18 protein-coding genes and 1 riboswitch are annotated in these 24617 nt (G+C 70.8%); of the genes, 11 read left to right on the plus strand and 7 right to left on the minus strand.

What is annotated here, in order from left to right:
• Positions 1-9 precede the first annotated feature (9 nt).
• Positions 10-1452, minus strand: a complete 1443-nt coding sequence (gene ahcY, locus ACFO3Q_RS05700) for an adenosylhomocysteinase (protein ID WP_377003671.1) — start codon at positions 1450-1452, stop codon at positions 10-12.
• A gap of 33 nt (positions 1453-1485) precedes the next feature.
• A riboswitch (S-adenosyl-L-homocysteine riboswitch) is annotated at positions 1486-1572 on the minus strand.
• 114 nt (positions 1573-1686) lie between these two features.
• Between ahcY and ACFO3Q_RS05705 the strand changes: the two genes are divergently transcribed.
• The 6 genes from ACFO3Q_RS05705 to ACFO3Q_RS05730 all read left to right on the plus strand — a co-directional run bounded on the left by ACFO3Q_RS05705 (position 1687) and on the right by ACFO3Q_RS05730 (position 12824).
• Positions 1687-3204 (plus strand): acetyl-CoA hydrolase/transferase family protein, encoded by a 1518-nt coding sequence (locus ACFO3Q_RS05705; RefSeq protein ID WP_377003672.1) that lies wholly within the window; start codon positions 1687-1689, stop codon positions 3202-3204.
• A gap of 464 nt (positions 3205-3668) precedes the next feature.
• Positions 3669-4169, plus strand: a complete 501-nt coding sequence (locus tag ACFO3Q_RS05710; protein WP_377003673.1) for an Hsp20/alpha crystallin family protein — start codon at positions 3669-3671, stop codon at positions 4167-4169.
• Between the two features lie 106 nt (positions 4170-4275).
• On the plus strand, positions 4276-5340 hold the full coding sequence (locus tag ACFO3Q_RS05715) for a glycosyltransferase family 4 protein (protein WP_377003674.1): 1065 nt from the start codon (positions 4276-4278) through the stop codon (positions 5338-5340).
• A gap of 7 nt (positions 5341-5347) precedes the next feature.
• Positions 5348-7459: an amylo-alpha-1,6-glucosidase gene (locus tag ACFO3Q_RS05720; RefSeq protein WP_377003675.1), complete on the plus strand. Its 2112-nt coding sequence runs from the start codon at positions 5348-5350 to the stop codon at positions 7457-7459.
• A gap of 256 nt (positions 7460-7715) precedes the next feature.
• Positions 7716-10718 carry a TonB-dependent receptor plug domain-containing protein gene (locus ACFO3Q_RS05725; protein WP_377003676.1) on the plus strand — a complete coding sequence of 1001 codons (3003 nt, stop codon included), beginning with the start codon at positions 7716-7718 and terminating at the stop codon, positions 10716-10718.
• A gap of 60 nt (positions 10719-10778) precedes the next feature.
• The gene (locus ACFO3Q_RS05730; RefSeq protein ID WP_377003677.1) at positions 10779-12824 is read left to right on the plus strand and encodes an alpha/beta hydrolase family protein; all 2046 of its coding nucleotides are present in this window, start codon (positions 10779-10781) and stop codon (positions 12822-12824) included.
• Positions 12825-13034: 210 nt separating this feature from the next.
• On the opposite strand, the gene metK is transcribed toward ACFO3Q_RS05730, so the two are convergent.
• Complete coding sequence (gene metK, locus ACFO3Q_RS05735) at positions 13035-14249, minus strand: methionine adenosyltransferase (protein WP_377003678.1); 1215 nt, start codon at positions 14247-14249, stop codon at positions 13035-13037.
• A 175-nt stretch (positions 14250-14424) separates the two neighbouring features.
• On the opposite strand from metK, the gene ACFO3Q_RS05740 reads away from it, so the two are divergent.
• The 4 genes from ACFO3Q_RS05740 (at position 14425) to ACFO3Q_RS05755 (ending at position 19383) form a co-directional block, all read left to right on the plus strand.
• Positions 14425-15357: an SMP-30/gluconolactonase/LRE family protein gene (locus ACFO3Q_RS05740; RefSeq protein ID WP_377003679.1), complete on the plus strand. Its 933-nt coding sequence runs from the start codon at positions 14425-14427 to the stop codon at positions 15355-15357.
• Between the two features lie 90 nt (positions 15358-15447).
• Complete coding sequence (gene olsF / locus ACFO3Q_RS05745) at positions 15448-17328, plus strand: bifunctional ornithine lipid synthase OlsF (protein ID WP_377003680.1); 1881 nt, start codon at positions 15448-15450, stop codon at positions 17326-17328.
• A complete protein-coding gene (locus ACFO3Q_RS05750; protein ID WP_377003681.1) occupies positions 17325-18143 on the plus strand; it encodes a UDP-2,3-diacylglucosamine diphosphatase in 819 nt (272 codons plus the stop codon). Before olsF ends, ACFO3Q_RS05750 begins: the two co-directional genes overlap by 4 nt.
• A gap of 214 nt (positions 18144-18357) precedes the next feature.
• Positions 18358-19383 carry a metal-dependent hydrolase gene (locus ACFO3Q_RS05755; protein WP_377003682.1) on the plus strand — a complete coding sequence of 342 codons (1026 nt, stop codon included), beginning with the start codon at positions 18358-18360 and terminating at the stop codon, positions 19381-19383.
• Between the two features lie 21 nt (positions 19384-19404).
• Here the strand turns inward: ACFO3Q_RS05755 and ACFO3Q_RS05760 are convergent, their stop codons facing one another.
• The 5 genes from ACFO3Q_RS05760 to ACFO3Q_RS05780 form a co-directional block, all read right to left on the minus strand.
• Entirely contained in the window at positions 19405-20064 is a 660-nt protein-coding gene (locus tag ACFO3Q_RS05760; protein WP_377003730.1) for an ion channel, read from the minus strand.
• Between the two features lie 9 nt (positions 20065-20073).
• Positions 20074-20493 carry a transporter substrate-binding domain-containing protein gene (locus ACFO3Q_RS05765; RefSeq protein ID WP_377003683.1) on the minus strand — a complete coding sequence of 140 codons (420 nt, stop codon included), beginning with the start codon at positions 20491-20493 and terminating at the stop codon, positions 20074-20076.
• 46 nt (positions 20494-20539) lie between these two features.
• Entirely contained in the window at positions 20540-21538 is a 999-nt protein-coding gene (dusB, locus tag ACFO3Q_RS05770) for a tRNA dihydrouridine synthase DusB (protein WP_377003684.1), read from the minus strand.
• Between the two features lie 156 nt (positions 21539-21694).
• Complete coding sequence (locus tag ACFO3Q_RS05775) at positions 21695-22714, minus strand: ribokinase (RefSeq protein WP_377003685.1); 1020 nt, start codon at positions 22712-22714, stop codon at positions 21695-21697.
• Between the two features lie 5 nt (positions 22715-22719).
• The gene (locus ACFO3Q_RS05780) at positions 22720-24051 is read right to left on the minus strand and encodes a NupC/NupG family nucleoside CNT transporter (protein ID WP_377003686.1); all 1332 of its coding nucleotides are present in this window, start codon (positions 24049-24051) and stop codon (positions 22720-22722) included.
• A 271-nt stretch (positions 24052-24322) separates the two neighbouring features.
• Here ACFO3Q_RS05780 and hemP point away from each other — a divergent pair, with 271 nt between their 5' ends.
• Positions 24323-24517: a hemin uptake protein HemP gene (gene hemP / locus ACFO3Q_RS05785; protein WP_377003687.1), complete on the plus strand. Its 195-nt coding sequence runs from the start codon at positions 24323-24325 to the stop codon at positions 24515-24517.
• Positions 24518-24617: the final 100 nt, after the last annotated feature.

Raw genomic sequence — 24617 nt, forward strand, 5'->3', positions numbered from 1 at the left:
GGCGGACGATCAGTAGCGGTAGTGTTCCGGCTTGAACGGACCATCCACCGGCACGCCGATGTAGTCGGCCTGTTCCTGGGTGAGCGTGGTCAGCTTCACGCCGATCTTCTCGAGGTGCAGGCGGGCCACTTCCTCGTCCAGCTTCTTGGGCAGCAGGTAGACCTTCTTCTCGTAGCCGTCCTTGTTCGCCCACAGGTCGATCTGCGCGAGCGTCTGGTTGGCGAAGGAGTTGGACATCACGAAGCTCGGGTGGCCGGTGGCGCAGCCGAGGTTCACCAGGCGGCCGTCGGCCAGCAGGAAGATCGCGCGGCCGTCGGGGAAGACGTACTTGTCGACCTGCGGCTTGATGTTGATCTTCTCGACGCCCGGCATCGCCTTCAGCGCGTCGACCTGGATCTCGTTGTCGAAGTGGCCGATGTTGCAGACGATGGCCTGGTCCTTCATCGCCTGCATGTGCTCGAGGCGGATGATGTCCTTGTTGCCGGTGGTGGTGACGTAGATGTCGCCGCGGCCGAGGGTGCTCTCGACGGTGTTGACCTCGAAGCCCTCCATCGCGGCCTGCAGCGCGCAGATCGGGTCGATCTCGGTCACGACCACGCGGGCGCCGTAGGCGCGCAGGCTGTGGGCGCAGCCCTTGCCGACGTCGCCGTAGCCGCAGACCACGGCCACCTTGCCGGCCAGCATCACGTCCATCGCGCGCTTCAGGCCGTCGGCCAGCGACTCGCGGCAGCCGTAGAGGTTGTCGAACTTCGACTTGGTGACCGAGTCGTTGACGTTGATCGCCGGCACCAGCAGCGTGCCGGACTGGGCGAGCTGGTAGAGGCGGTGCACGCCGGTGGTGGTCTCCTCGGAGACGCCCTTCCAGTCGCGGACCACCGTGGTCCAGAAGCCGGGGCGCTCCTTCGCGACGCGCTTGAGCAGGTTCTTGATGATCTGCTCCTCCTGCGAGGACGAGGCGCTCTCGACCCAGTCGGAACCGTTCTCGAGCTCGTAGCCCTTGTGGATCAGCAGGGTGACGTCGCCGCCGTCGTCGACCACGAGCTGCGGGCCGAGGAAGCCGCCCTTGCCGTCCGGGAAGGAGAGCGCGTCCAGCGTGCAGTCCCAGTACTCCTCCAGCGTCTCGCCCTTCCAGGCGAATACCGGGGTGCCGGTGGCGGCGATGGCCGCGGCGGCGTGGTCCTGGGTCGAGAAGATGTTGCAGGACGCCCAGCGCACGTCGGCGCCGATGTCCTTCAGCGTCTCGATCAGCACCGCGGTCTGGATGGTCATGTGCAGCGAACCGGTGACGCGCACGCCCTCGAGCGGCGCCTCGGCCGCGTACTTGCGGCGGATGGACATCAGGCCGGGCATCTCGTGCTCGGCGATGTCGATCTCCTTGCGGCCCCAGTCGGCCAGGGAGATGTCGGCGATCTTGTAGTCGTGGTTCGCGGTGTCCTTGGGGACGGCGTTCATGCGGATCTCCGTAAGCGTGTGCACCCGCGGGTGCGATTACGGGCGCCGTTGCGAGGAACATCCCCCGCCGAGCCTGAGTCCGCGGGCGACGGCCCGGGACATGCAGCGCCCCTCGGCGAAGGACGGCCGGCGATTATACCGGCGCCGGCCCGCGCTGCCGGTGGCGCCGCGGAAGGGGTTCAGTCGGGCGCCGGGGAGGCGCACACTGGGGAATCCCCCCGGCGAGTGGAGACGATGTTGGAAGAGCGGATCAGGAACCCCGACCTGGCGGCGCGCGTGATGGGCGCGGACGAGGCGGCGGCGCGGATCGGGCCCGGCATGGGCGTGGCCATGAGCGGTTTCACCGGCGCGGGCTATCCCAAGGCGGTGCCGCAGGCGCTGGCCCGCCGGATGGCCGCCGTCCAGGCCGAGGGCGGCACCTTCCAGGTCAGGGTGATGACCGGCGCGTCCACCGCGCCCGAACTCGACGGCGCCCTCGCCCAGGTGAAGGGCGTGCAGCTGCGCCTGCCGTACCAGTCCGATCCGATCCTGCGCGAGCGCATCAACGCCGGCGAGGTCGACTACGTCGACATGCACCTGAGCCACGTCGCGCAGTCGTTCACCTACGGCTTCTACGGCGACATCGACGTGGCCGTGGTCGAGGTGGCCGGCATCCTCCCCGATGGCCGGCTGATCCCCTCCACCTCCATCGGCAACAACAAGACCTGGCTGGACCGCGCCGACCGCGTGATCCTCGAGGTCAACCGCGCGCTGCCGCTCGAACTCGACGGCATGCACGACGTCTACTACGGCACGCAGCCGCCGCCGGGGCGCACGCCGCTGCCGCTGGTGGAGGCGGGCGACCGCATCGGCGAGCCCTGGCTGCGCTGCGATCCGGCGAAGGTCGTGGCCGTGGTCGAGACCGACGCGCCGGACCGCAACTCGCCGTTCGCGCCGCCCGACGCCACCTCGCAGGCCATCGCCGGCCATCTGGTCGAGTTCCTGCGCCACGAGGTCGCCAAGGGCAGGCTCCCGAAGACCCTGCTGCCGCTGCAGTCCGGCGTGGGCAACACGGCCAACGCGGTCATGTACGGCCTCGCCGACGCCGGCTTCAGCGGGCTGTCCGCCTTCACCGAGGTGCTGCAGGACGGCATGCTCGACCTGGTGCAGGGCGGCGTGATCGACGTGGCCTCGGCCACCGCGCTGTCGTTCAGCCCGGATGCGCTGGCGCGCTTCCGCGACAACATCGACTTCTTCCGCAGCCGCATCGTGCTGCGCTCGCAGGGCATCTCCAACCATCCGGAGCTGATCCGCCGTCTCGGCTGCCTGGCGATGAACGCGATGATCGAGGCGGACATCTACGGCAACGTCAACTCGACCCACATCATGGGCTCGAAGATGCAGAACGGCATCGGCGGCTCCGGCGACTTCGCGCGCAACGGCTATCTGTCCTTCTTCCTGTCGCCGAGCACCGCCAAGCGCGGCGCGATCTCGGCCATCGTGCCGATGGTCAGCCACGTGGACCATACCGAGCACGACGTGGCGGTCATCGTCACCGAGCAGGGGCTGGCCGACCTGCGCGGCCTCGCGCCCAGGCAGCGGGCGAAGGCCATCATCGCCAACTGCGCGCATCCGGACTTCCGCGACGCCCTGACCGACTACACCGAGCGCGCCTGGCGCGCCAGCTTCGGCCGCCACACGCCCCACCTGCTCGACGAGGCGCTCTCCTGGCACCAGCGCTTCGTGGAGACCGGGAACATGCGGCCGGGGTGACCGACTGACGACAGGAGCGAATGAAGAGGAGCGAGGAACGAGGCCGGCGCCTTCTCTGCGTTTCTCGCTCCTCATGTCTCAACTCTTCGCCGGAGGGTCGCTCCTTCCCCCGCCTGCGGGGGCGGGGGGACGGGTGAGCGCGCGAAGCGGCTGCTTCGAGGCAGCGAAGGGCGAGTCCTTCGTTCCTTACCCCTCATGTCCTACTCCGGAGCTCCACGCCATCTCCACATCCCCAACCGCTGCCTGAAAGCGTCCATGGCGATGCGCTTGAAGCCGGCGCGCCGACGCCTACATGGCGCCTCGCCAGCGCCGCCGCAGCCGCGGCGCGGCGCCTTCCGTGTCGCTGGGTCAGGGCGCGGATCCGCAGGGGGATGCCGGCGGACCGACCACCACCACCGCACATGCGAACGCGCCGCGGCGCGCGCGCTGGACGCAAGCGCAGATGCCACTGGAGGTGATTGGTCATGAGCGTGAGTCAACTGATCCCCTGGAGCCGCAACAGGAACGCCGCGGTCGCGCCGGCGCCCACCCGCGACCCGATCCTGTCGCTGCACAACGAGATGAACCGGCTGTTCGACGAGCTGTGGAGCCAGCTCGACATGCCGCGCCCGGGCCTGGGCCTGCTGCGCGGCGCGCAGTGGCCGCAGATCGAGATGACCGAGGACGACGGGAACATCGTCGTCTCCGCCGAGCTGCCGGGCATGGGCGACAAGGACGTCGAGGTCCTGGTCGAGGACCAGACGCTGATCCTGCGCGGCGAACGCCGCATCGAACAGCAGGACAACCCGCGCCGCGTCAGCGAGCGCTACTACGGTCGGTTCGAGCGGCGCGTCCCGCTCGACGCCGAGGTCGTGCCGGACCAGGCGAAGGCGGCGTTCAGCGACGGCGTGCTCACCGTCACGCTGCCGAAGAACCCGCAGTCGCGTGGCAACGCCATCCGCGTGCCCGTCGCGCAGGCGGCCTGATCCGCGACCTCTTCGCCGGCGGCAGCCGCCGCCGGCGCCTTTTTTCCCTTCCCACATCCGCGGCCGCTCGCTGCGGCGAGGCGTCCGCCCACCCCGGAGCCCGTCCATGCGCATCGCCCAGATCGCCCCTCTCTACGAAGCCGTCCCCCCGCGCCTCTACGGCGGCACCGAACGGATCGTCGCCTACCTGTCCAACGCCCTGGTCGAGCTCGGCCACGACGTGACCCTCTTCGCCAGCGCCGACGCGCAGACCCGCGCGCGGCTGGTGCCCGTCCGCGACCAGGCCATCCGCCTGGATCCGGCGCCGCTGAAGTCCGACGTCGCCGCGCACCTGGTCATGCTGCAGGAGGTGAAGCGCCGCGCGCGGGAGTTCGACGTGCTGCACTTCCATGTCGACCTGCTGCACTTCCCGTTCTTCGAGGACATCGCCGGGCGCACGCTCACGACCCTGCACGGGCGGCTGGAACTCAAGGACCTCGCCGAGGCCTATCGCGCCTGGCCGCACTACCCGCTGGTGTCGATCTCCGAACAGCAGCGGCGCCCGCTGCGCTTCGCCAACTGGGCGGCGACGGTGCCGCACGGCCTGCCCGGGACGCTGTACGTGCCGCCGGCGCGTCCGCGGGGCGACTACCTCGCCTTCCTCGGACGCATGTCGCCGGAGAAGCGGCCGGACCGCGCCATCGAGATCGCGCGCCGCGCCGGCTGGCCGCTGCGGATCGCGGCCAAGGTGGACAGCGCCGACGAGGCCTACTTCCGCGAGCGCATCGTGCCGCTGCTGGACGATCCGGGCATCGAGTTCGTGGGCGAGATCGGCGACGCGCAGAAGGCGGACTTCCTTGGCAACGCCGCGGCGCTGCTGTTCCCGATCGACTGGCCGGAGCCCTTCGGCCTGGTGATGATCGAGGCCATGGCCTGCGGCACGCCGGTGATCGCCTGGGGCTGCGGCTCGGTGGCCGAGGTGATCGACGACGGCGTCAGCGGCTTCATCGTGCACGACATGGACACGGCGGTCGCGGCGGTCGGGCGCCTGCCGCAGCTCGACCGCACGGCGGTGCGTGCGGTGTTCGAGCGCCGCTTCTCCGCGCACGTCATGGCCCGGCAGTACGAGGAGATCTACCGCAGGCTCGCCGGCGAACCCGCGGGCGCCGTCGAACTGGCCTGCACGGCGTGAGGCGCGGATGAGCCACGCCACACTGCCCGCGAACGGGTTCCATGCGCTGAAGGAGGGCGACAGCTTCCTCGTCTGCGACGCACGCGGCGACATCGGCGGCGGCAGCGACGGGCTGTTCCGGGACGACACGCGCGTGCTCTCGCGCCTGCACCTGCGCCTCGGCGGGACCGAGCCCTCGCTGCTCAGCGCGGCGGTCGGCCAGGACAACGTGACCTTCACCGCGCACCTCACCAACCGGCCGCTCACCCCGCTCGGCGAGAGCAGCATGGCGCAGGGCGTGCTCCACATCGAACGCAGCCGTTTCCTGTGGCAGGCGCGGCTGTACGAGCGCATCGCCTGCGTCAACTACGGCGAGGAGGAGGTGCGGACGCTCCTGCAGCTCGGCTTCGCGGCGGACTTCCGCGACATGTTCGAGGTCCGCGGGTCGCAGCGCGCCGCGCGCGGCGAGCAGCACGAGGCGGAGCTGGGCGAGCGCCACGTCGCCCTGCGCTACCGGGGCCTCGACGGCCACCTGCGCAGCAGCGTGCTCGCCTTCTCCGAGCGGCCCGCGCGGTTGGCGGCCGACGCCGCCGAGTTCGCGCTGACGGTGCCGCGCGGCGGGCGCGTCGAGTTCTACATCGAGGTGGGCGAGACGCCGGAGCGGCCGGGCCGGTCCCGCCATCGCCACGCCGCGGCCCGTGCGCGCTGGGCGATGCGCGCGCGGCAGCGCTCCGGCGCGCGCGTGCGGACCAGCGCACGCCTGTTCAACGCCTGGCTGGAGCGTTCGCGCGCCGACATCGCGCTGCTGGTCACCGAACTGCCGAGCGGGCCGTATCCCTACGCGGGCATCCCGTGGTTCTCGACCGCCTTCGGGCGCGACGCCATCGTCACCGCGATGCAGACCCTGTGGCTGGACCCGCGCATCGCGCGCGGCGTCCTGGGATTCCTCGCCGAGAACCAGGCGCGCGAGACCTCCACCTTCCGCGATGCCGCGCCCGGCAAGATCATGCACGAGACCCGCAAGGGCGAGATGGCCGCACTGAGCGAGCTGCCCTTCGCGCGCTACTACGGCGGCGTGGACACCACGCCCCTGTTCCTCATGCTCGCGGGCGCCTACGCCGAGCGCACCGGCGACATGGCGCTGATCGACCGCCTGTGGCCGGCGCTGCTGGCGGCGATGCAGTGGATCGAGCGCAGCTGCGACGCCGACCCCGACGGCTGCCTGAGCTACGCGCGCGGGGAGGCGAGCGGCCTGGCGAACCAGGGCTGGAAGGACAGCGAGGACTCGGTCTTCCACGCCGACGGCAGCGACGCGGAGGGCCCCATCGCCCTGGTCGAGGTGCAGGGCTACGTGTTCGCCGCGCTGCACGCGATGGCGGCGCTGGCCGAACGCCGCGGCGAGGGCGACGCGGCCACGCGCTGGCGCGCGCGCGCCAGCGCCCTGCGCGCGGTGGTCGAGCACCGCTTCTGGGACGAGGCGCTGGGCTTCTACGCCATCGCGCGCGACGGCCGCGGGCGGATGTGCCGCATCCGCGCGTCCAACGTGGGGCATCTGCTCGCCAGCGGCCTGCCCGATCCCGAGCGCGGCGCGCGCGTGGTGGCGCATCTGCGTTCGGTGGCCTTCGACGGCGGCTGGGGCGTACGTACGGTGGCCGCGGACCAGGCGCGCTTCAATCCGATGTCCTACCACAACGGCTCGGTATGGCCGCACGACGTCGCCTTCTGCGCCGCGGGGCTGGCGCGCTACGGCGCGCGCGACGCCGCCCTGCGCCTGCTCGAGGAGACGTTCGAGGCGGCGGTGCACTTCGGCATGCGGCTGCCCGAGCTGTTCTGCGGCTTTCCCCGCGCGCCGGGCGAGCCCCCCATCGCCTATCCCGTCGCCTGCCTCCCGCAGGCCTGGGCCGCGGGCTCGGTCTTCCTGCTGCTGCAGGCGGCCCTGGGCGTGCACGTCGATGCCGCCGCGGGCGAGGTGGTGGTCGACCGCCCGCTGCTGCCGGCCGGCGTCGACCGCCTGCTGCTGCAAGGCCTGGACATCGGCGGCACGCGGCTGGACATCGAGTTCCAGCGCATGGGCGACCGCGTCGTCGCCGCCCGCTGCGGCGACGGCCACGGTGCGGTGAAGGTGGTGGCGCGGCTGTAGCGGGACGGATGGTGTCCTCGCTGCATGCCGCTCTACATCCGTGGCGGCGCGTGTGCGTCCTGTTCTGCTCGTCGGCATTAGGTGGGGCAATCACTTCTGGATGACGACTTCCTTACGCTTGACAAGGGTTGTTAAGGCCCCGTTTACTTCAGTGGCTGTTCAGGCTTCATGCGGCCGTCCCAGGCCGATGCTCCACAGGGGAACGACCTGCTGCGCAGGTCGTGCTTCCGACAACCACCCAGGGGATTTCAAGCGAATGAATGATCACAAGGCGCTCCGGCGCAATCCGCTCAGCGCGGCCCTCGTATCGGCGCTCCTGCTCACTGCGACGGCGTCCGCGGTGGCGCAGGATGCGGCTTCCGACGAGGAGCAGTCCGCTCAGCAGTCCGCCCAGCAAACTCCGGCCCAGCAGGCCGCCGGCAGCCCGGCGCAGCTCGGTGCCATCACCGTCACCGGTTCCCGCATCGGCCGTGACGTCTTCAACTCCGTCTCGCCGGTGCAGGTTGTGACGCGCGAGGAAACCACGCTCGCGGGCTTCGACTCGACCACGGCAGCACTCCAGAGCACCGCCGTCACCGCGGGCTCGTCCCAGATCAACAACGCCTATGGCGGCTACGTCACCAACGGTGGTCCGGGAGCGAACACGCTGTCCCTGCGCGGCCTCGGCCCGGAGCGGACGTTGATCCTGCTGAACGGGCGGCGCATCGCGCCTGCCGGTACCCGTGGCGCGGTCGGCTCGGCCGACCTCAACGTCCTGCCCAGTGCCATGATCGACCGGGTCGAGATCCTCAAGGACGGTGCTTCCTCGATCTATGGTTCGGATGCCGTGGCCGGCGTCGTCAACCTGATCACCAGGAGGAACGTGGACGGCGTCGAGTTCGAGGCGCAGCACAATGCGACCGATGGTGGGGGCGGGGACTCCCGCCGTTATTCGATCGCATTCGGCTCCACCGGCGATCGATCGCACTTCTCCGGCTCCTACGAGTACTACACGCGCAACGACCTGGCCTATGGCGACCGGGCCTGGGCCAGCGCATGCCCCACCGACATGTACCGCGACATCGATGCGGGCAACTACTGGGGTAGTGGCGACTACATCGACCCCCTGACCGGCAAGCCGAAGTGCTGGGGGCTGGATGCGGGCGGTGTGACCATCAACACCCTCGGCACCGCGACCATGCCGGGCGTTCCCGGCCCCGGCACCCCCGGAACCACCTTCAATCGCTGGCGGCCCAACTCCGCGATCACCGAAGGGCTGGTCGGCTTCGAGGGCGTCAGCCTCGAGAGCCGCGACACCTTCGATCCCGCGATGCTCAACCAGTCGCTGATCTCGCCGGTGACCACCCATACGGTGTTCTTCCAGGGTGGCGTCGACCTGGGCGCGATGGGCGATGCCGAGTTCTACTACGAAATCCTCGGCAACCGTCGCGAGTCGTCGCAGACCGGGTACAGGCAGCTGTCGCTCGACTACGCGGTCGACAGCCCGCTGCTCGGCGGCTTGAGCGATCTTCCTGCGTTCATGAACCCGACCGAGACGTCCAATGGTCAGCTCGTCGCCGCACGCGCGTTCATCGGCTTCGGGAACGACAGGAGCGAGCAGACCGTCGATTTCTGGCGTGCCACCGCAGGCGTTCGTGGCGCTCTCAGCGCCAACTGGAACTACGACTTCATGCTGAGCAAGTCGCGTTCGGACGCGGATTACACCTTCCAGTCCTTCCTCACCGACCGCATCGCGCAGAGCATGGACGTCGTCTCGGACGGCGCGGGCGGATTCCGTTGCGTCGACACGTCGAACGGGTGCGTGGCCGCGCCGGTGCTGAGCAGCCAGACGATCGGCGGCATCCTGCCGCAGCAATGGAAGGACTTCGTCTTCATCCCGGTCACGGGCAACACGCTGTACGAAGAGGATACCTTCAACTTCAACGTCGACGGTTCGCTGTTCGAGCTTCCCCATGGCACGGCGGCCGGTGCGTTCGGCATCGAATATCGCCGCGCGAAGATCGACGACAGCCCCAACATCCACTCGCTCAACGGAAACCTCTACAACCTGACCAGTTCCGCAGCGACGCGGGGCAAGGACTCGGTCTGGGAGGCCTACGGCGAGGTCGAGCTGCCACTGCTGTCGGGTGTGACGGCTGCCGAGGAACTCACCCTCAACGCGTCGGCACGCTACACCGACTACCAGTCGTACGGCTCGGACACCACGTGGAAGATCGGAGGTCTTTGGACGCCGATCCGCTCGGTGTCGCTGCGGGCGTCCTACGGCACTTCGTATCGTGCGCCCGCTCTGTTCGAGCAGTTCCTTGGTGGCACCAGCGGCTTCCTCGCATCGTCGAACGATCCCTGCAACGACTACGGCCAGCGTGATCCGAACTCGCCGCGCTACATCAACTGTGCGTCCGAGGGACTGCCGGGCGACCATCAGGCCAACACGTCCGTGCGGGTGATCACCCAGGGTGGTGCGGAGACCGGACTCGAGGCGGAGACGTCGGACGCCCTCACCGTCGGCCTGATCCTTCAGCCGGAGTTCCCGGCGGCCTTCGGCGATCTCTCGTTCGCCGTCGACTACTACGACATCGAGGTCGAGAACGGCGTGGCGCGGGCTGGCGCAAGCTACATTCTCAGCCAGTGCTACAACGGCCCCGACTTCGCCAACGATACCGGCTTCTGCCGCATGGTCTCCCGCGACCCCGCGAACAATTCGCTCACGGTGCTGGACGGCTACGTGAACCTGTCGACGGACAAGGTGCGGGGCCTCGACTTCACTACGCGGTACGTGCGGGACATCGGTCGTGGCCAGTTTCGCGCCACGGCGCAGGTGACGAAGTTCCTCGAGCAGGCCTCCAAGACTTTTCCGGATGATCCGCTCGTCGACTACAACGGCATGTTGCGCTATCCGAAGATGTCGGGGCAGCTGGACCTGATGTACCGCATCGACAGCTGGCGCTTCAGGTATGGCCTGGAGTGGGTCGACGGCATGGACAGCTACAGCTACTACCAGGAGAACTACCCGACCCTGGACTTCGATCCCGCGACTTCGATGTACAAGATCTACACGCCGAACTACTTCCTCTCGAGCGCGTCGGTGCAGTACACGGGCGACAAGTGGTCGGTGACGGCGGGCGTCCGCAATCTGTTCGACAAGGAGCCGCCGACGATCTCGCAGGGCGTCTACAACACGGTCGGAAACGCCTTGCTGTACAGCGGCTACGACTTCTTCGGGCGCAGCTACTTCGTCAACCTGAACAAGTCGTTCTGATCCACTGCCTCAAGCCGCCGCCCTTCGGGGCGGCGGCTTTTCTTTATGGGAAGGGGACCCATGAAATACCTTCGAATACTCGTGGCGGCGCTCGCGGCGCTGGCGTCTCCGCTCTTTGCGCAGAGCGTCGAAATGCCGAGCGAGCCCGCGGTCGGCGCTTTCGCCGCTTTTCCTGCATTGAGCAGTCTCTCGGTATCTCCCGCGGGCACCCATATCGCCGGGCTCCGTGCCATCGGCGAAGAGCGACAGATTGTGGTGTGGCGGACAGACGCACTGCACGAGGCGCCGATCGTGATCGGCAGCGACCGGATGAAGTTCGAGTCCGTTGCCTTCATCAAGGAGGGCCTGCTGGCGGTGTCCCTCTGGCAACCCTACGATCTCAGGGCCGATCGCGTCACGAAGACCTTCATCAGCAAGTTCTTCATCACCGACATCGAAGGACGGCAATGGAAGGAGCCGTTGATCCAGCAGCGTGCGATGAGCCGCAGCCAGGAGCTGGAGCAGGCGCTCTCGAACGCATCGGTGCTGGACGTCCTGCCGAACGATCCCGACCACGTCCTGGTCGTGAGCGGCTCCGGCAGCAATTCCGGCGACGTCTATCGCGTCAACATCCGCAACTACACCGCCAGGCGTATCCAGAGGACGGACCAGCGGGTCGCCGGCTACATCACCGATCTGGAGGGAGAGCTGCGTGCGCGGCTTCGCACCGATCTCGACGGTACGGGCGCCTTCGTGGCGACCGAGTTCCGCAACGTCGCCACCGATCGCTGGGAGGAGCACTTCCGCTCGTACGTGAAAGACCGGGATATCAACGAGGTGCTCGGCTTCTCGGCGGATCCCAACATCGCCTTCGTCCGGAGCAATGTCGGCCGCGACAAGAGCGCGATCTACGAGTACGACGTTGCGGCAAGGCGTCGTGGAGAGCTGCTCTTCGAAAGCAGCGCGTTCGACGCTGGGAATGTCCTCGTCAACCGGATCCGCGACCGGCGCCAGATCGCCTTCGGCGAGGTCATGGGCCTGTCCTACGCCGGACCGCGCGGCGAAGACGTCGTTTGGACGGCGCCGTTCATGCGTGCCCTCGATGCCGGCGTTCGCGATGCCCTCGGAATCCAGCAGGATCCGGTGCGGATCGTGGATCCGTCGACGGGGCAGGAGACCGAAGTTCCCTACGACACCGCGGTGAGCTACAGGATCACGGGGGCCAGTAACGACATGCGCGTCGTCCTGCTCAGCGTGTCCGGACCGAGTCAGCCACCGCGGCATTACATGCTGCGGGACGGGCAGCTTTCCCTGCTGGCCGACACGTTCCCTCAGCTCGACCCCGCAGTGCTGGGGCATACACGACTGGTCTACTACAAGGCGCGCGACGGCCTGGACATCCCGGCCTTCCTCACGACGCCGAGTCGGGAGGACTGCGGCGCCGGTCCGTGGCCTGGGGTTGTCCATCCGCACGGCGGGCCGTGGTCCCGGGACAACATGGACTTCGACGGCTCGATGTGGGTGCCCCTCATGGTCTCCCGCTGTATCGCTGTCCTGCGCCCGCAGTTCCGGGGATCCGCGGGCTGGGGGCGGGCGCTCTGGTTGGCCGGTGACGCCGAGTGGGGAAAGAAGATGCAGGACGACAAGGACGACGGAGCGCAGTGGATGATCGACCAAGGCATCGCCACCCCCGGTCGTATCGCGATGTTCGGCTATTCGTACGGCGGCTACGCATCCTTCGTCGCGTCGATACGTCCGGCCGGCATCTACAAGTGCGCCATCGCAGGAGCAGGCGTTTCGGACATCAGGAGGATCTGGGCGCGCTTCTATACCAATCCGTTCTTCCGGCAGGCGCAGGCGCATACCGTGGATGGGCTCAACCCCGTCGATCACGCTGCAGAGATACGGATTCCGCTGATGGTGTATCACGGCGACCGCGATGTCGTCGTTCCCCCGGAACAGTCTGACTGGTTCGTCAGCAGGGCACGGAATGCCGAGCATGCCGTGGACCATCATCTGATTGCGGACTACGCCCATGGTCCGGCGTGGACGCGGGCGACGATGGCGGAGCAGCTGGGGCTGATCGACACCTACCTGCGCAATGGGTGCGGCGGAAGCGGTCTCTGACCGTGAAGCGGCTTCGGGGCGCCCGCGCCAGCCTGAGCCAGGCGGGCCAACCCCGTGCTCGCTGATGTGCGCCTGCGGACCGGCCAGCCTTCGTGGCATCGCTGGCGCAGCCGACGTCCGCGCATCCGCGGCACGACCCCGATCTTCGGCAGCCGCAACGACGAGGGCCGCTTTCGCGGCCCTCGTGGCGTTCCGGCGGTGGCCGGGAACTTACTTCTTCAGGCCGGCGGCCTGGCGCAGCTCGGCGGCCTTGTCGGCCTTCTCCCACGAGAACGCCGTGGCGGTGCGGCTGTTGCCGGCGGCGTCGGTGTAGGCGACCTCCTGCGGCTTGCGGCCGAAGTGGCCGTAGGCGGCGGTGCGCTGGTAGATGGGATGCACCAGGTCGAGCATCTGGATGATGCCGTAGGGGCGCAGGTCGAAGTGGCGGCGGATCAGCTTCTCGATCTTGCCGTCCTCGATCTTGCCGGTGCCGAAGGTGGTCACCGAGATCGAGGTCGGCTCGGCCACGCCGATGGCGTAGGACACCTGCACCTCGCAGCGGTCGGCGAGGCCGGCGGCCACGACGTTCTTGGCGACGTAGCGCGCGGCATAGGCGGCGGAGCGGTCGACCTTGGACGGGTCCTTGCCCGAGAACGCGCCGCCGCCGTGGCGGGCCCAGCCGCCGTAGGTGTCGACGATGATCTTGCGCCCGGTCAGGCCGCAGTCGCCCACCGGCCCGCCGATGATGAACTTGCCGGTCGGGTTGATGTGGAACTTGGTGCCCTTGTGCAGCCACTTCGCCGGCAGCACCGGCTTGATGATCTCCTCGCGGACGGCCTCGATGAGGTCCTTCTGCTTGATGCCCGGGTCGTGCTGGGTCGAGAGCACGATGGCGTCGATGCCGCTCACCTTGCCGTCCTCGTAGCGCAGGGTGACCTGCGACTTCGCGTCCGGGCGCAGCCAGGGGAGGGGGGAGTTCTTCTTCTTGCGGACCTTGGCCTGCTGCTCGACCAGACGGTGCGAGTAGTGGATGGCCGCCGGCATGAAGTCGGCCGTCTCGTTGGTGGCGTAGCCGAACATCAGGCCCTGGTCGCCGGCGCCCTGCTCCTCGGGCTTCTTGCGGTCCACGCCCTGGTTGATGTCGGGGGACTGCTTGCCGATGAGGTTGAGCACGCCGCAGGTCTCGCCGTCGAAGCCGACGGTCGAGGAGTCGTAGCCGATGTCGAGGATGACCTTGCGGGTCAGCGCTTCCAGGTCCACCCATGCGGTGGTGCTGATCTCGCCGGCGATGATGGCCACGCCGGTCTTCACCAGCGTCTCGCAGGCGACGCGGGCGCGCGGGTCCTGGGCCAGGATGGCGTCGAGGACGGCGTCCGAGATCTGGTCGGCGATCTTGTCGGGATGGCCTTCGGAGACGGATTCGGAAGTGAAGAGGTAGCTGCTCATCGGTGTCGGCCTGCTCCCGCGAGGGTGGAGGATGGGGCGCTTTCGCGCGTTTCATCCCTCGATTCGGATGGAGGGATTTTTGGGGCCGCGTAGCATACACGGCCGATTCCGAGTATGCACCGCGCCCGTTCAGCCTTCATGCGCTTCGCGCCGCCGTGGCGCCCGGTCCGTTCCGATGGGCATCCGGGACGGCGAGGAGCGGACGGTGGCGCGGATGGAGGAGGCACGGCAGGCGGGCGGGGCGGAGGTGTTCTCCGGGGTCGCGTGCGAGCTGGGCGAGGGGCCGCACGCCAGCCCGCCGCTCGGGCGGCTGTTCTGGTTCGACATCCTCGGCCGGCGCCTGCACGAGCAGGGGTTCGACGGGGGCGGCGCGCGCAGCCACGCGCTGCCGTTCATGGCCTCGGCGATGGCGACCGTGGACGCCGACCGGCAACTGCTCGCGGCCGAGGACGGGCTCTACCTCCGCGAGGTCGCCGACGGGCGCCTGACCCTGCACCGGCCGCTGGAGGCCGACCGCCCGGACACCCGCAGCAACGACGCCCGCACCCATCCCAGCGGCGCGTTCTGGGTCAGCACCATCGGCCGCGACGCCGAACCCGGCAGGGCCGCGGTCTACTGGTACCGCGCCGGCGAGCTGCGCCGGCTCTATGCGGGCCTGACGATCCCCAACGCCATCGCCTTCTCCGCCGACGGCGGCACCGGCTATCTCGCAGACGGCGGCGAGGGCACGATCTGGCGCATTCCGCTGGATCCCGCGACCGGCCTGCCCAGCGGCGACCGCCGCCTCTTCCATCGCGCAGGGGGCGACGACGGCGCGCCCGACGGGGCCGTGGTGGACGCCGACGGCCTGCTCTGGAACGCCCGTTACGGGGCCGGCCGCATCGACGCCTTCGACGGCGAGGGCCGGCGGGTGCGCAGCGTGGCGCTGCCCGCCCGCCAGGCGACCTGTCCCGCGTTCGCGGGCGCGGACGCCGGGATGCTGGTCGCGACCACGGCCTGGCAGGGCATGGATGCCGCCGCCCGCGCCGCGGAACCGGCCGCGGGCATGACGTTCCGTCTGCCGTTCCGGGTGCGCGGCCGTTTCGATCCGCCGGTCCGCATCGCTTGACGGCGCTGTCACGCGGCTGACGCGGGCGCGAAACGCGGTTGTCGCCCACGCCGCGCACGCTGCGCGCAGTCCGCAGCACGGCGTCGCCGCATGCTCAAGCTCGAACAGCGTCTGCAGGCCCGCTACCCGCACTGGTTCCAGGGGCGCCGCGCCCGCGTCGCCCGCCCGCTGCTGCGCACGCTCGGCCGCTGGTCGCGGTTCGACGCGCTCGACGCCTTCCTCGCGACCAGCACGCACCTGAGCGGCTTCGCCTTCGTCGAGGCGGCGCTTGAGTTCCTGCAGGCGGACTACCGCATCGATGCCGAGGACCTCGCCCGCATCCCGGCGAGCGGCCGCCTGCTGATCGTCGCCAACCATCCCTCGGGCGCGCTCGACGCGCTGGCCCTGCTCCACGCCGTGGGACGGGTCCGGCGCGACGTGCGCATCGTCGCCAACGACGTGCTGTCGGTGCTCGACAATCTCTCGGAGCTGCTGCTGCCGGTGCGCATCCTCGGCGGCAGGCCGGCACCGGGCAGCCTGCGCGCGATCGAGGCGGCCCTGGAGAACGAGGGCTGCGTCATCGTCTTCCCGGCGGGCGAAGTGGCCCGCCTCGGCTGGCGCGGCGTCACCGACGGCCGCTGGCGCCGCGGCTTCCTGCGCTTCGCCCAGGGCACCGGTGCGCCGGTGCTGCCGATCCGCATCGCCGCGCGCAACTCGGCGCTGTTCTACGGTGCGTCCACGCTCTACCGCCCGGCCGGCACCGCCCTGCTGGCGCGCGAGATGTTCGCGCGGCGCGGCAAGCCCATCGCCCTGCACGTGGGCGAGCCCTGCAGCGTGCCTGCCGGTGTCGAGGCGGCCCAGGCCCTGCGGACGCTGCGCCGTGCGCTGGACCGCACCGGCCGCGCGCCGCGGCGCAGTGTCGCCGCGCCGCAGCCGCTCGCTCCCGAGGTGCCCGCGGGGCAGGTCGCCGCGGCGGTCGCGCCGCTGACCCTGCTCGGCCGCACGCACGACGGCAAGGAGATCCGCCTGGGTCGGCTCGCCATGGACTCCGTGCTGCTGCACGAGATCGGTCGCCTGCGCGAGCTGACCTTCCGCGCGGTGGGCGAGGGCACGGGGCGCCCGCGCGACATCGACGCCTACGACGCCTGGTACGAGCACATCGTGCTCTGGGATGCGCAGGCCGCGCGCATCGCCGGTGCCTACCGCATCGCGCGCGGTGCCGAGGTGCTGGCCCGCAAGGGGCTGCCGGGGTTCTATACGGCGTCGCTGTTCGACTACGCCGACAGCATGATCCCGCGCATCGCCGCCGGCATGGAGCTGGGCCGCAGCTTCGTGGTGCCGGACTACTGGGGCAGCCGCAGCATCGACTACCTGTGGCAGGGCATCGGCGCCTACCTCGTGCGGAACCCGGGCGTGCGCTACCTGTTCGGCCCGGTGTCGATGAGCGCGGCGACGCCGGTGGATGCGCGCGAGCAGATCGTCGCCTACTACGCGCGCTTCCACGGCGACGCCGCGCCCCGCGCGCGGGCGCGACGGCCCTTCGTGTTCCGCGGCGCGGCCCCGGCCTTCGACGCCCTGGACGCACAGGCCGCCTTCGCGCTGCTGCGCGAGAACCTCGCCGCGCAGGGCGCGACCCTGCCGATGCTCTACCGCCAGTACACGGAACTCTGCGAGCCGGGCGGCGCGCGCTTCCTGGCGTTCGGCGTCGATCCGGACTTCTGCGACTCGGTGGACGGCCTGATCGAGGTCGATCTCGAACGCCTGCGCCCCGCGAAGCGGGCGCGCTACCTCGGGAGCGCGGGCGACGGAACGCACGCGGGCTGCGACGAAGCCCGTGCGGCCCCTGTTCCCGCCGACGCCCGGCCTGCAGTCCCGCTGCAGCGCGGCGACGCGCCGGAAATCGGGTCCTGCGCCGCCGACGCTGCGGCCCGAAGGTCCCCCCCGCCCACGCTCCCAGGCCACCCGGCCGACAGCACGGAGGCCACGGCATGAGCGCACCCCTCACCCTGCCGCCGCGTCGCCGCGCGGTGTTCGTCTCGGACTTCCACCTCGGCTCGCGCCACTGCCATGCGGCCGAACTCGCCGACTTCCTCGGCGGGCTGCGCTGCGACCGGCTGTACCTCGTCGGCGACATCGTCGACCTGTGGTGGATGTCGGAGCGTCGTGCGGCCTGGGGCCAGGATGCGCAGCGCGTGGTCGAGGCCCTGCACGCGCTCTCGCGCGCCGGCACCGAGCTGATCTACGTCCCCGGCAACCACGACCGCGCGATGCGCCGCTTCTGCGGGCTCGTGCTGCCGCGCATGCAGGTGCGCAGGCGCACCATCCACACCACCGTGGACGGCCGGCGCCTGCTGGTGATCCACGGCGACGACTACGACGGCCAGACCCAGTTCGGCGGCCTCCAGGAGCGCTTCGGCGACTGGCTGTACGAGCGCATCCTCGAGGCCAACCGCCGGGTCAACGCGCTGCGCCGCCGGCTGGGCCTGCGCTACTGGTCGCTGGCCGACTTCCTCAAGCGCCGCAGCGGCGCGGCGGAGCGCTACATCGCGCGCTTCCAGCAGGCCGGCCTGGACGACGCGCGCCGGCGCGGGCTCGACGGCGTGGTGTGCGGCCACATCCACCGCGCCGGCCTGTTCGAGGACGATGGCCTGGTCTACGCCAACGACGGCGACTGGGTGGAGTCGCTGACCGCGCTCGCCGAAGAGCCCGACGGCACCCTGGTGCTGATGGGCCACCACGGCGACGTGCGCGCGACGCTGGCACCGCGTCCGGACGCCGCGCCGCCGGCGCTCGCCGAGGTCGCCTGAACGCGCCGGCACGGGCCGGCGCCGGGATGGACGCGCGATGCCATGCCAGGGCGTCCTGCGCCGCTTTCCTGCGCCTGAGCCCAGGGCGGCATGGCGCCGCGGCGCCGACGGTCCGCGCGTCCCGTCCCGGAGGGCAGGAGGCACGCCGGGCCGGCACACCCCGTTCCATCGCCGCCAGGCGCGGTGGCCTTGACGCGCCGGGTAGCATTCCGCGATGGATTCCCTGACCCAGATCGTCCTCGGCAGCACCGTGGCTGCCCTCTCCGTGCCTGCGCGCCACCGGCGCGCAGCCCTCGTCGCCGGTGCCCTGCTCGGTACGCTGCCCGACCTCGACTCGCTGCCCCTGATGCTCGTCGACGATCCGGTCGCGACCATGACCTGGCACCGCGGCCCCTCGCACTCCCTGCTGGTGCTGCCCTTCGTCGGGCTGTTGATCTGGAGCCTGCTGCGGCGCGTCTGGACGCCCGTGCGCGAGGCGCCGCGGGCCTGGATGTGGGCGATCCAGCTCGCCCTGCTGACGCATCCCCTGCTGGACGCCTTCACCGTCTACGGCACGCAGTTGCTGTGGCCGCTGCCGGTGCGGCCGGCGATGTGGTCGAGCCTGTTCATCATCGATCCGCTGTACACGCTGCCGCTGCTCGCCGGCGTGGTCGCGGCGGCCTTCGCGGGGCCGCGCCGGTGGGCGCGGCCCTGGCTTCTGGCGGGCGCGCTGCTCAGCACCGCCTACGTCGGCTGGTCGCTGACGGCGAAGTGGATGGTGGAGCGCGAGGCCGCCGCGGCGCTCGCGGCGGCGGGGCATGCCGATGCGCCGCGCTTCTCGGTGCCGACGCCGCTCAACACCCTGCTGTGGAACGTGGTCGCGATGACGCCGGACGGCTACCTCGTCGGCGAGCGCTCGGTGGTCGCGGATCGTGGGCCGATGCGCTTCCGCCACTACGCTTCGGACATCGCGGCGCTGGAGGCGGCGCGCGACGTGCCGGCGGTCGCGCGCCTGACCTGGTTCAACCACGGCTTCATGCGCGCCCGGGTCGACGAGGACGGCCGCCTGGTGCTGTCCGACCTGCGCATGGGCAACGAGCCCGACTACACCTTCAGTTTCGCCGTGGCCGCGCGTGACGGCACCCGCTGGACCCCGCTGGACCCGCCCGCGCAGTTGCGCCCGGAGCTGCGCCTGCGCGGCGGCCTGGGGGCGCTGTGGCAGCGGATCTGGAACGAACCGGCGCCGGAGGCGGCCGACTGATTCCTCTCCGGCGCGGCGCGATCAGCTGCCTTCGCCGAGATAGCGGGCGCTGCGTTCGCTCCAGTCGGGCGCGTTGATCCGCGCGAGCAGCGCTTCGTTGAGCGGCGCGCGCAGCGCGCTGCCGCGCGGCAGGGGAAAGGCGTAGTCCTGCCGCTCGAGGACCAGCGGCAGCACGCGCAGGCGCCCGTCGTGGCCGCCGGCGACCAGCGTCCAGTGCAACAGCGGCGCGTCGTAGACCACCGCATCGACGCCGTCGCGGGCGACCGCGTCGAGCGCGCTTCCGAGGTCGGGCATGCTGCGGTGGCCGATGCCGCGCCGCTCCAGCCACTGCGCGCTGGTGGTGCCGGCGAGGCTGGCGACGCGGACGTGGGCGAGGTCGTCCGCACTGCGCACGCGCCCGGCGAGCTGGCCCACGGTCAGCGCGCTGGCGATGGCCGCGGTGAAGGTCGAGACCAGGAGGAGGGCGGTGAACATCCACACCAGCCCGATCAGCCGGCCGGGAAGCGTCGTGGGCGCCTTGTCGCCGTCGCCCACGGTGGTCATGGTGACCGCCGCGTACCAGAAGCCCGAGCCGATCCCGCGCACCGGGCCGCCACCGAACTGCTCGGCATTGCGCCGCCGCTCGGCGAGCCAGGTGAGCACGCCGACCGCGAGCAGCAGCAGGCCCAGGCCCGCGATCACCTTGAGCAACTACGGCGAGGCGAAGGCGCGGGCGAGTGCGAGCCAGCCTGCGCCGTCGCTGTCGCGCACGGCGACGCCGAGGCCGGAGCTGGTGATGGGATGGCTGAAGTCCATGCGCGTCATCCGCTCCGCGGTCGCGGTGACGGCCCCGATGCCCAGGTCCACCTCGTCGGCGGCGACCGCATCGAGCAGGCCTTCCAGGCCGTAGCCGCGGTACTCGAAGCGCCAGCCGCGCTCGGCGGCGATGTCTTCCCACAGTTCGATCGCGAGGCCGGCGTAGCCGTCCTCGGTCTCGATCACGAACGGTGGCGCGGTGCGCACGCCGACGAGGAGCATCTGCCCGGGCGGGTCGGCGGCGGGGGCGGTCTGTGCGCCGGCGACGCCCGCCAGGGCGAGCCACAGCAGGAGGAGGGAGATCGAACGCGGCATGGGCGCCCTCACGGATGCGGGCGGGGCAGGGTACCGCGCTCCGGCGTCAGGCCGCGGTGGGCAGGGCCGGCGTCGCTCCGGCGGCGAGGGCGTCGAAGTAGTCGCGGGTGAGGGCGATCTGCGCCTCCGCGCTTTCGGCCCGGTTGACCACTGCGCGGAAGGCGGCGTTCTCCGGCCGGTCCTTGGCGTACCAGCCCAGGTGCTTGCGCGCGATGCGCACGCCCGACTGCTCGCCGTAGAAGGCATGCAGGGCCTCCAGGTGGCCGACGAGGATGTCGCGCACCTCGGCCGGGCCCGGTTCCGGCAGCAGTTCGCCGGTGGCGAGATAGTGGGCGATGCCGCGGAAGATCCACGGCCGCCCCTGCGCCGCCCGGCCGATCATCACCGCGTCCGCACCGGTCTCGGCCAGCACCGCCGCGGCCTTCTGCGGCGAGTCGATGTCGCCGTTCGCGAGTACGGGGATGCGCAGCGCGGCCTTGATCTCGGCGATGGTGCGGTACTCGGCCTGGCCGGTGTAGTGCTGGTCGCGCGTGCGGCCGTGCACGGCGAGCGCGGCGATGCCGGCGGCCTCGGCGATGCGCGCGATGGCCAGCCCGTTGCGGTGCTGCGCGTCCCAGCCGGTGCGGATCTTCAGCGTCACCGGCACGTCCACCGCGCGCACCACGGCATCCAGGATGCGGCCGACCAGGGCCTCGTCGCGCATCAGCGCGGAGCCCGCCCAGGCGTTGCACACCTTCTTCGCCGGGCAGCCCATGTTGATGTCGATGATCTGCGCGCCGTGCGCGACGTTGTGGCGTGCGGCGTCGGCCAGCTGCGCCGGCTCCGTTCCCGCGATCTGCACCGAGACCGGTGCCGGCTCGCCCGCATGGTCCATCCGGTGCCGCGATTTCGCCGTCCCCCAGAACCGCGGGTCCGCCGTCGTCATCTCCGACACCGCAAGCCCCGCGCCCAGCCGCTTGCACAGCAGCCGGAACGGCTTGTCGGTGACGCCCGCCATGGGCGCGAGCACGACGGGCGGATGGATGGCGTGGGGGCCGAGGAGCATGGCTTTTGGGGTAAAGCGGGAGTGGGGAATGGGGAATGGGGACCTGGGGGTGGAGCGGGATCGGGGAACAGGGAACAGGGAACAGGAGAGTGTCTCAGGCCGGGAGGGCGGGTCAAAGACGGTACGTCGGAGCGCGGACCTGCACGCGGTCCCGACCTACAGTTCCCCGTTCCCTGTTCCCCGTTCCCGCTCCACATCACGCCCCAGGTCCCGATTCCCGATTCCCCATTCCCGCTCCACCTCGCTCCTCGACGGCATCCCCCGCGCCGCGCCTTCGCGCTGCACCTGGAGGGCCGCGACGCGGGTGGCGAAGTGGACGGCGTGGTCGAGGGGCTGGCCTTCGGCCAGGGCGACGGCGAGGCCGGCGTTGAAGGCGTCGCCGGCGCCGGTGGTGTCGCGGGCGACGACGGGGCGGGCCGGGACGCGCAGGCGGCCGGCGGGCGCGTCGCCGGTGCCGGCGTCCGAGACGAAGGCGCCGCGGGCGCCCAGGGTCAGGACGATCCGCGGCGGCGGCAGGCGCAGGCAGAGGGCGTGCAGGTCGTCGTCGCCGAGGGCGTGCAGGCCGTCGGCCGCCAGCGACAGCCCCGCGTGGGCGCGGAGGAGGTCGGCGAACTCGCTTTCGTTGGGCGTGAGCACGTCGACCTGGTCGAGCGGTGCCGCGGCGGCGGGGACGACGGTCGGTGCCGGGTTGTGGATGCGCAGCACGCCGGCGGCGCCGGCGATCTCCAGCGCGCGGCGGGTGGCGTCGGGGTTCACCTCGTGCTGGGTCAGCAGGACGGCGGCGGACTCGATGGCCGCGCGCTCGGCCTCGACGTGGGCGGACGAGAGCAGGGCGTTGGCGCCGGCGCCGACCACGATCATGTTCTGGGCGGAGGCATCGATCAGGATCGCCGCGCTGCCGCTCATGGCCTGCGCATGGGTCTCGATGCGGGCGTCGATGCCTTCGGCGTCGAACAGCGCACGCGCCTGCGCTGCGATGGCGTCGTCGCCCAGCGCGGCCACGAAGCGCGTGGGGGCGCCGAGGCGGGCGCAGGCGATGGCCTGGTTCGAGCCCTTGCCGCCGGGGCCGGTGTCGAAGCGCCCGAGCTGGGTCTCGCCGGGCGCGTTGAAGCGCTCGACGTGCCAGACGAAGTCCTGGTTGAACGAGCCGACGACGGCGACCGGACGCGCGGCCATGGGCGTCAGGCCCCGGCGATCTGGCTGAGCACGCCGGCGATGGTCGCGGTCATCAGGGTGGCGATGGAGCCGCCCAGGACCGCGCGCAGGCCCAGCTGCGCGAGCTCGCCGCGGCGCTCCGGCGCGATGCCGCCGATGCCGCCGATCTGGATCGCGATCGAGCTGAAGTTGGCGAAGCCGCACAGTGCGTAGGTGGCGATCAGGGTCGCCTGCGGCGAGAGGCCGTCGCCGATCCGCGCCAGGTCGGCGTAGGCCACGAACTCGTTGAGCACGATCTTGGTGCCGATCAGGCCGCCGACGCTGACCGCATCGCCCAAGGGCACGCCGATCACCCAGGCGATGGGCGACAGCACGTAGCCCAGGATCACCGACATGCTGAGGTCGCGGCCGAGCGCCTCGTTGATGCCGGTCACGCCGCCGAGCCAGGCGATGGGCGCATCGACCAGGGCGATCAGGGCGACGAAGGCCAGCAGCATGGCGCCGACGTTGAGGGCGAGGCGCAGGCCGTCGGCGGCGCCGCTGGCGGCCGCGTCGATCACGTTGGCCGCGGTCTTCTCGACCGGCACGCGCACGTGGCCCTCGGTCAGGGAACGCTCGGTCTCGGGCACCAGGATCTTGGCGACCACCAGGGTGGCCGGCGCCGCCATGATGCTGGCGGTGATCAGGTGGCGCGCGAAGTAGGCCTGCTGCTCGGGGTCGCCGCCGCCGAGCATGGCGACGTAGGCCCCGAGGACGCCGCCGGCGATGGTGGCCATGCCGCCGACCATCAGGGTCAGCAGCTCGGAGCGGGTCATGCTGGAGACGAACGGCCGGATCACCAGCGGCGACTCGGTCTGGCCGATGAAGACGTTGGCGCAGGTCGCCAGGGTTTCCGCGCCCGACACCCGCATGACCTTGCGGATCGCCCAGGCCATGGCCTCGACGATGCGCTGCATGATGCCCAGGTGGTAGAGCACGCCCATCAGCGCGGCGAAGAAGATGATGGTGGGCAGCACCTGGAACGCGAAGATGAAGCCGAAGGCCTGCCACGCGCCGGCGTCGGTCTGGCCCTGGCCGCTGGCGATGGCCTGGCCGATGAGCTGCGGGTCGGCGAAGGGGCCGAAGATGAAGGTCGCGCCCTTCTGGGTGAAGCCGAGCAGGGCAATGAAGCCGCTGGACAGCGCCCCGAACGCGCGCTCGCCGAACGAGGTCAGCAGCACCAGGCAGGCGAACACGATCTGCAGTCCGACGCCGGTCAGCACCAGCCGCCAGTCCACGGCGCGGCGGTTGGCGGAGAACGCCCACGCGATGGCGAGCAGCACCGCGAGGCCGAACAGGCCGAACAGGATCTGGAACATGCGGAAGGAACTCCGGAAGGAACGACACCGCGAGAGGTGGTCACGGACCGCAGTTGCGCGGTCGGCGTGACGGCGGCGTGTGCAGGCGCGGCAGGTTAGAGCAGGGGGCCCGGGCGGGCAAGGCGAGCGCGACGGCTTCACATCGGGCTTCGCAGCTCGTGTGGCGCGGGCACATCGATAGATGCCGTCTGTCGGCGGGATCGACGGCGCGCTTGACGAGTGAATGAGAATCGTTAGCATCACCATTCCCGACGCCGCAGAGGACTCCGCCATGCCCCTCCACACGCTCCCCCCGCTCCCCCACCGCGAAGGCGCCGCGCGCCCCGCCTCGACGCTCGGCCAGGTCGGCCGCGAAGTGGACAGCGGGGCCCTGCTCAAGGGCGGCCGCGAAATCCTGATCCGCCACGCGGGGCAGGTGTACCGGCTGCGCCACACCCGCAACGACAAGCTCATCCTGACCAAGTGACCCGCAGCGGTCCCGCGGTATCGCCGCGGGACCGACGCCACGCTTCTCTCTCCACCCGATCCGCCAGCCGCCGGCGCCGCCGGTCAGCCCGCCCGGGTTC

Source organism: Coralloluteibacterium thermophilum, assembly GCF_042654365.1.
Classification (GTDB): Bacteria; Pseudomonadota; Gammaproteobacteria; order Xanthomonadales; family Xanthomonadaceae; genus Coralloluteibacterium; species Coralloluteibacterium thermophilum.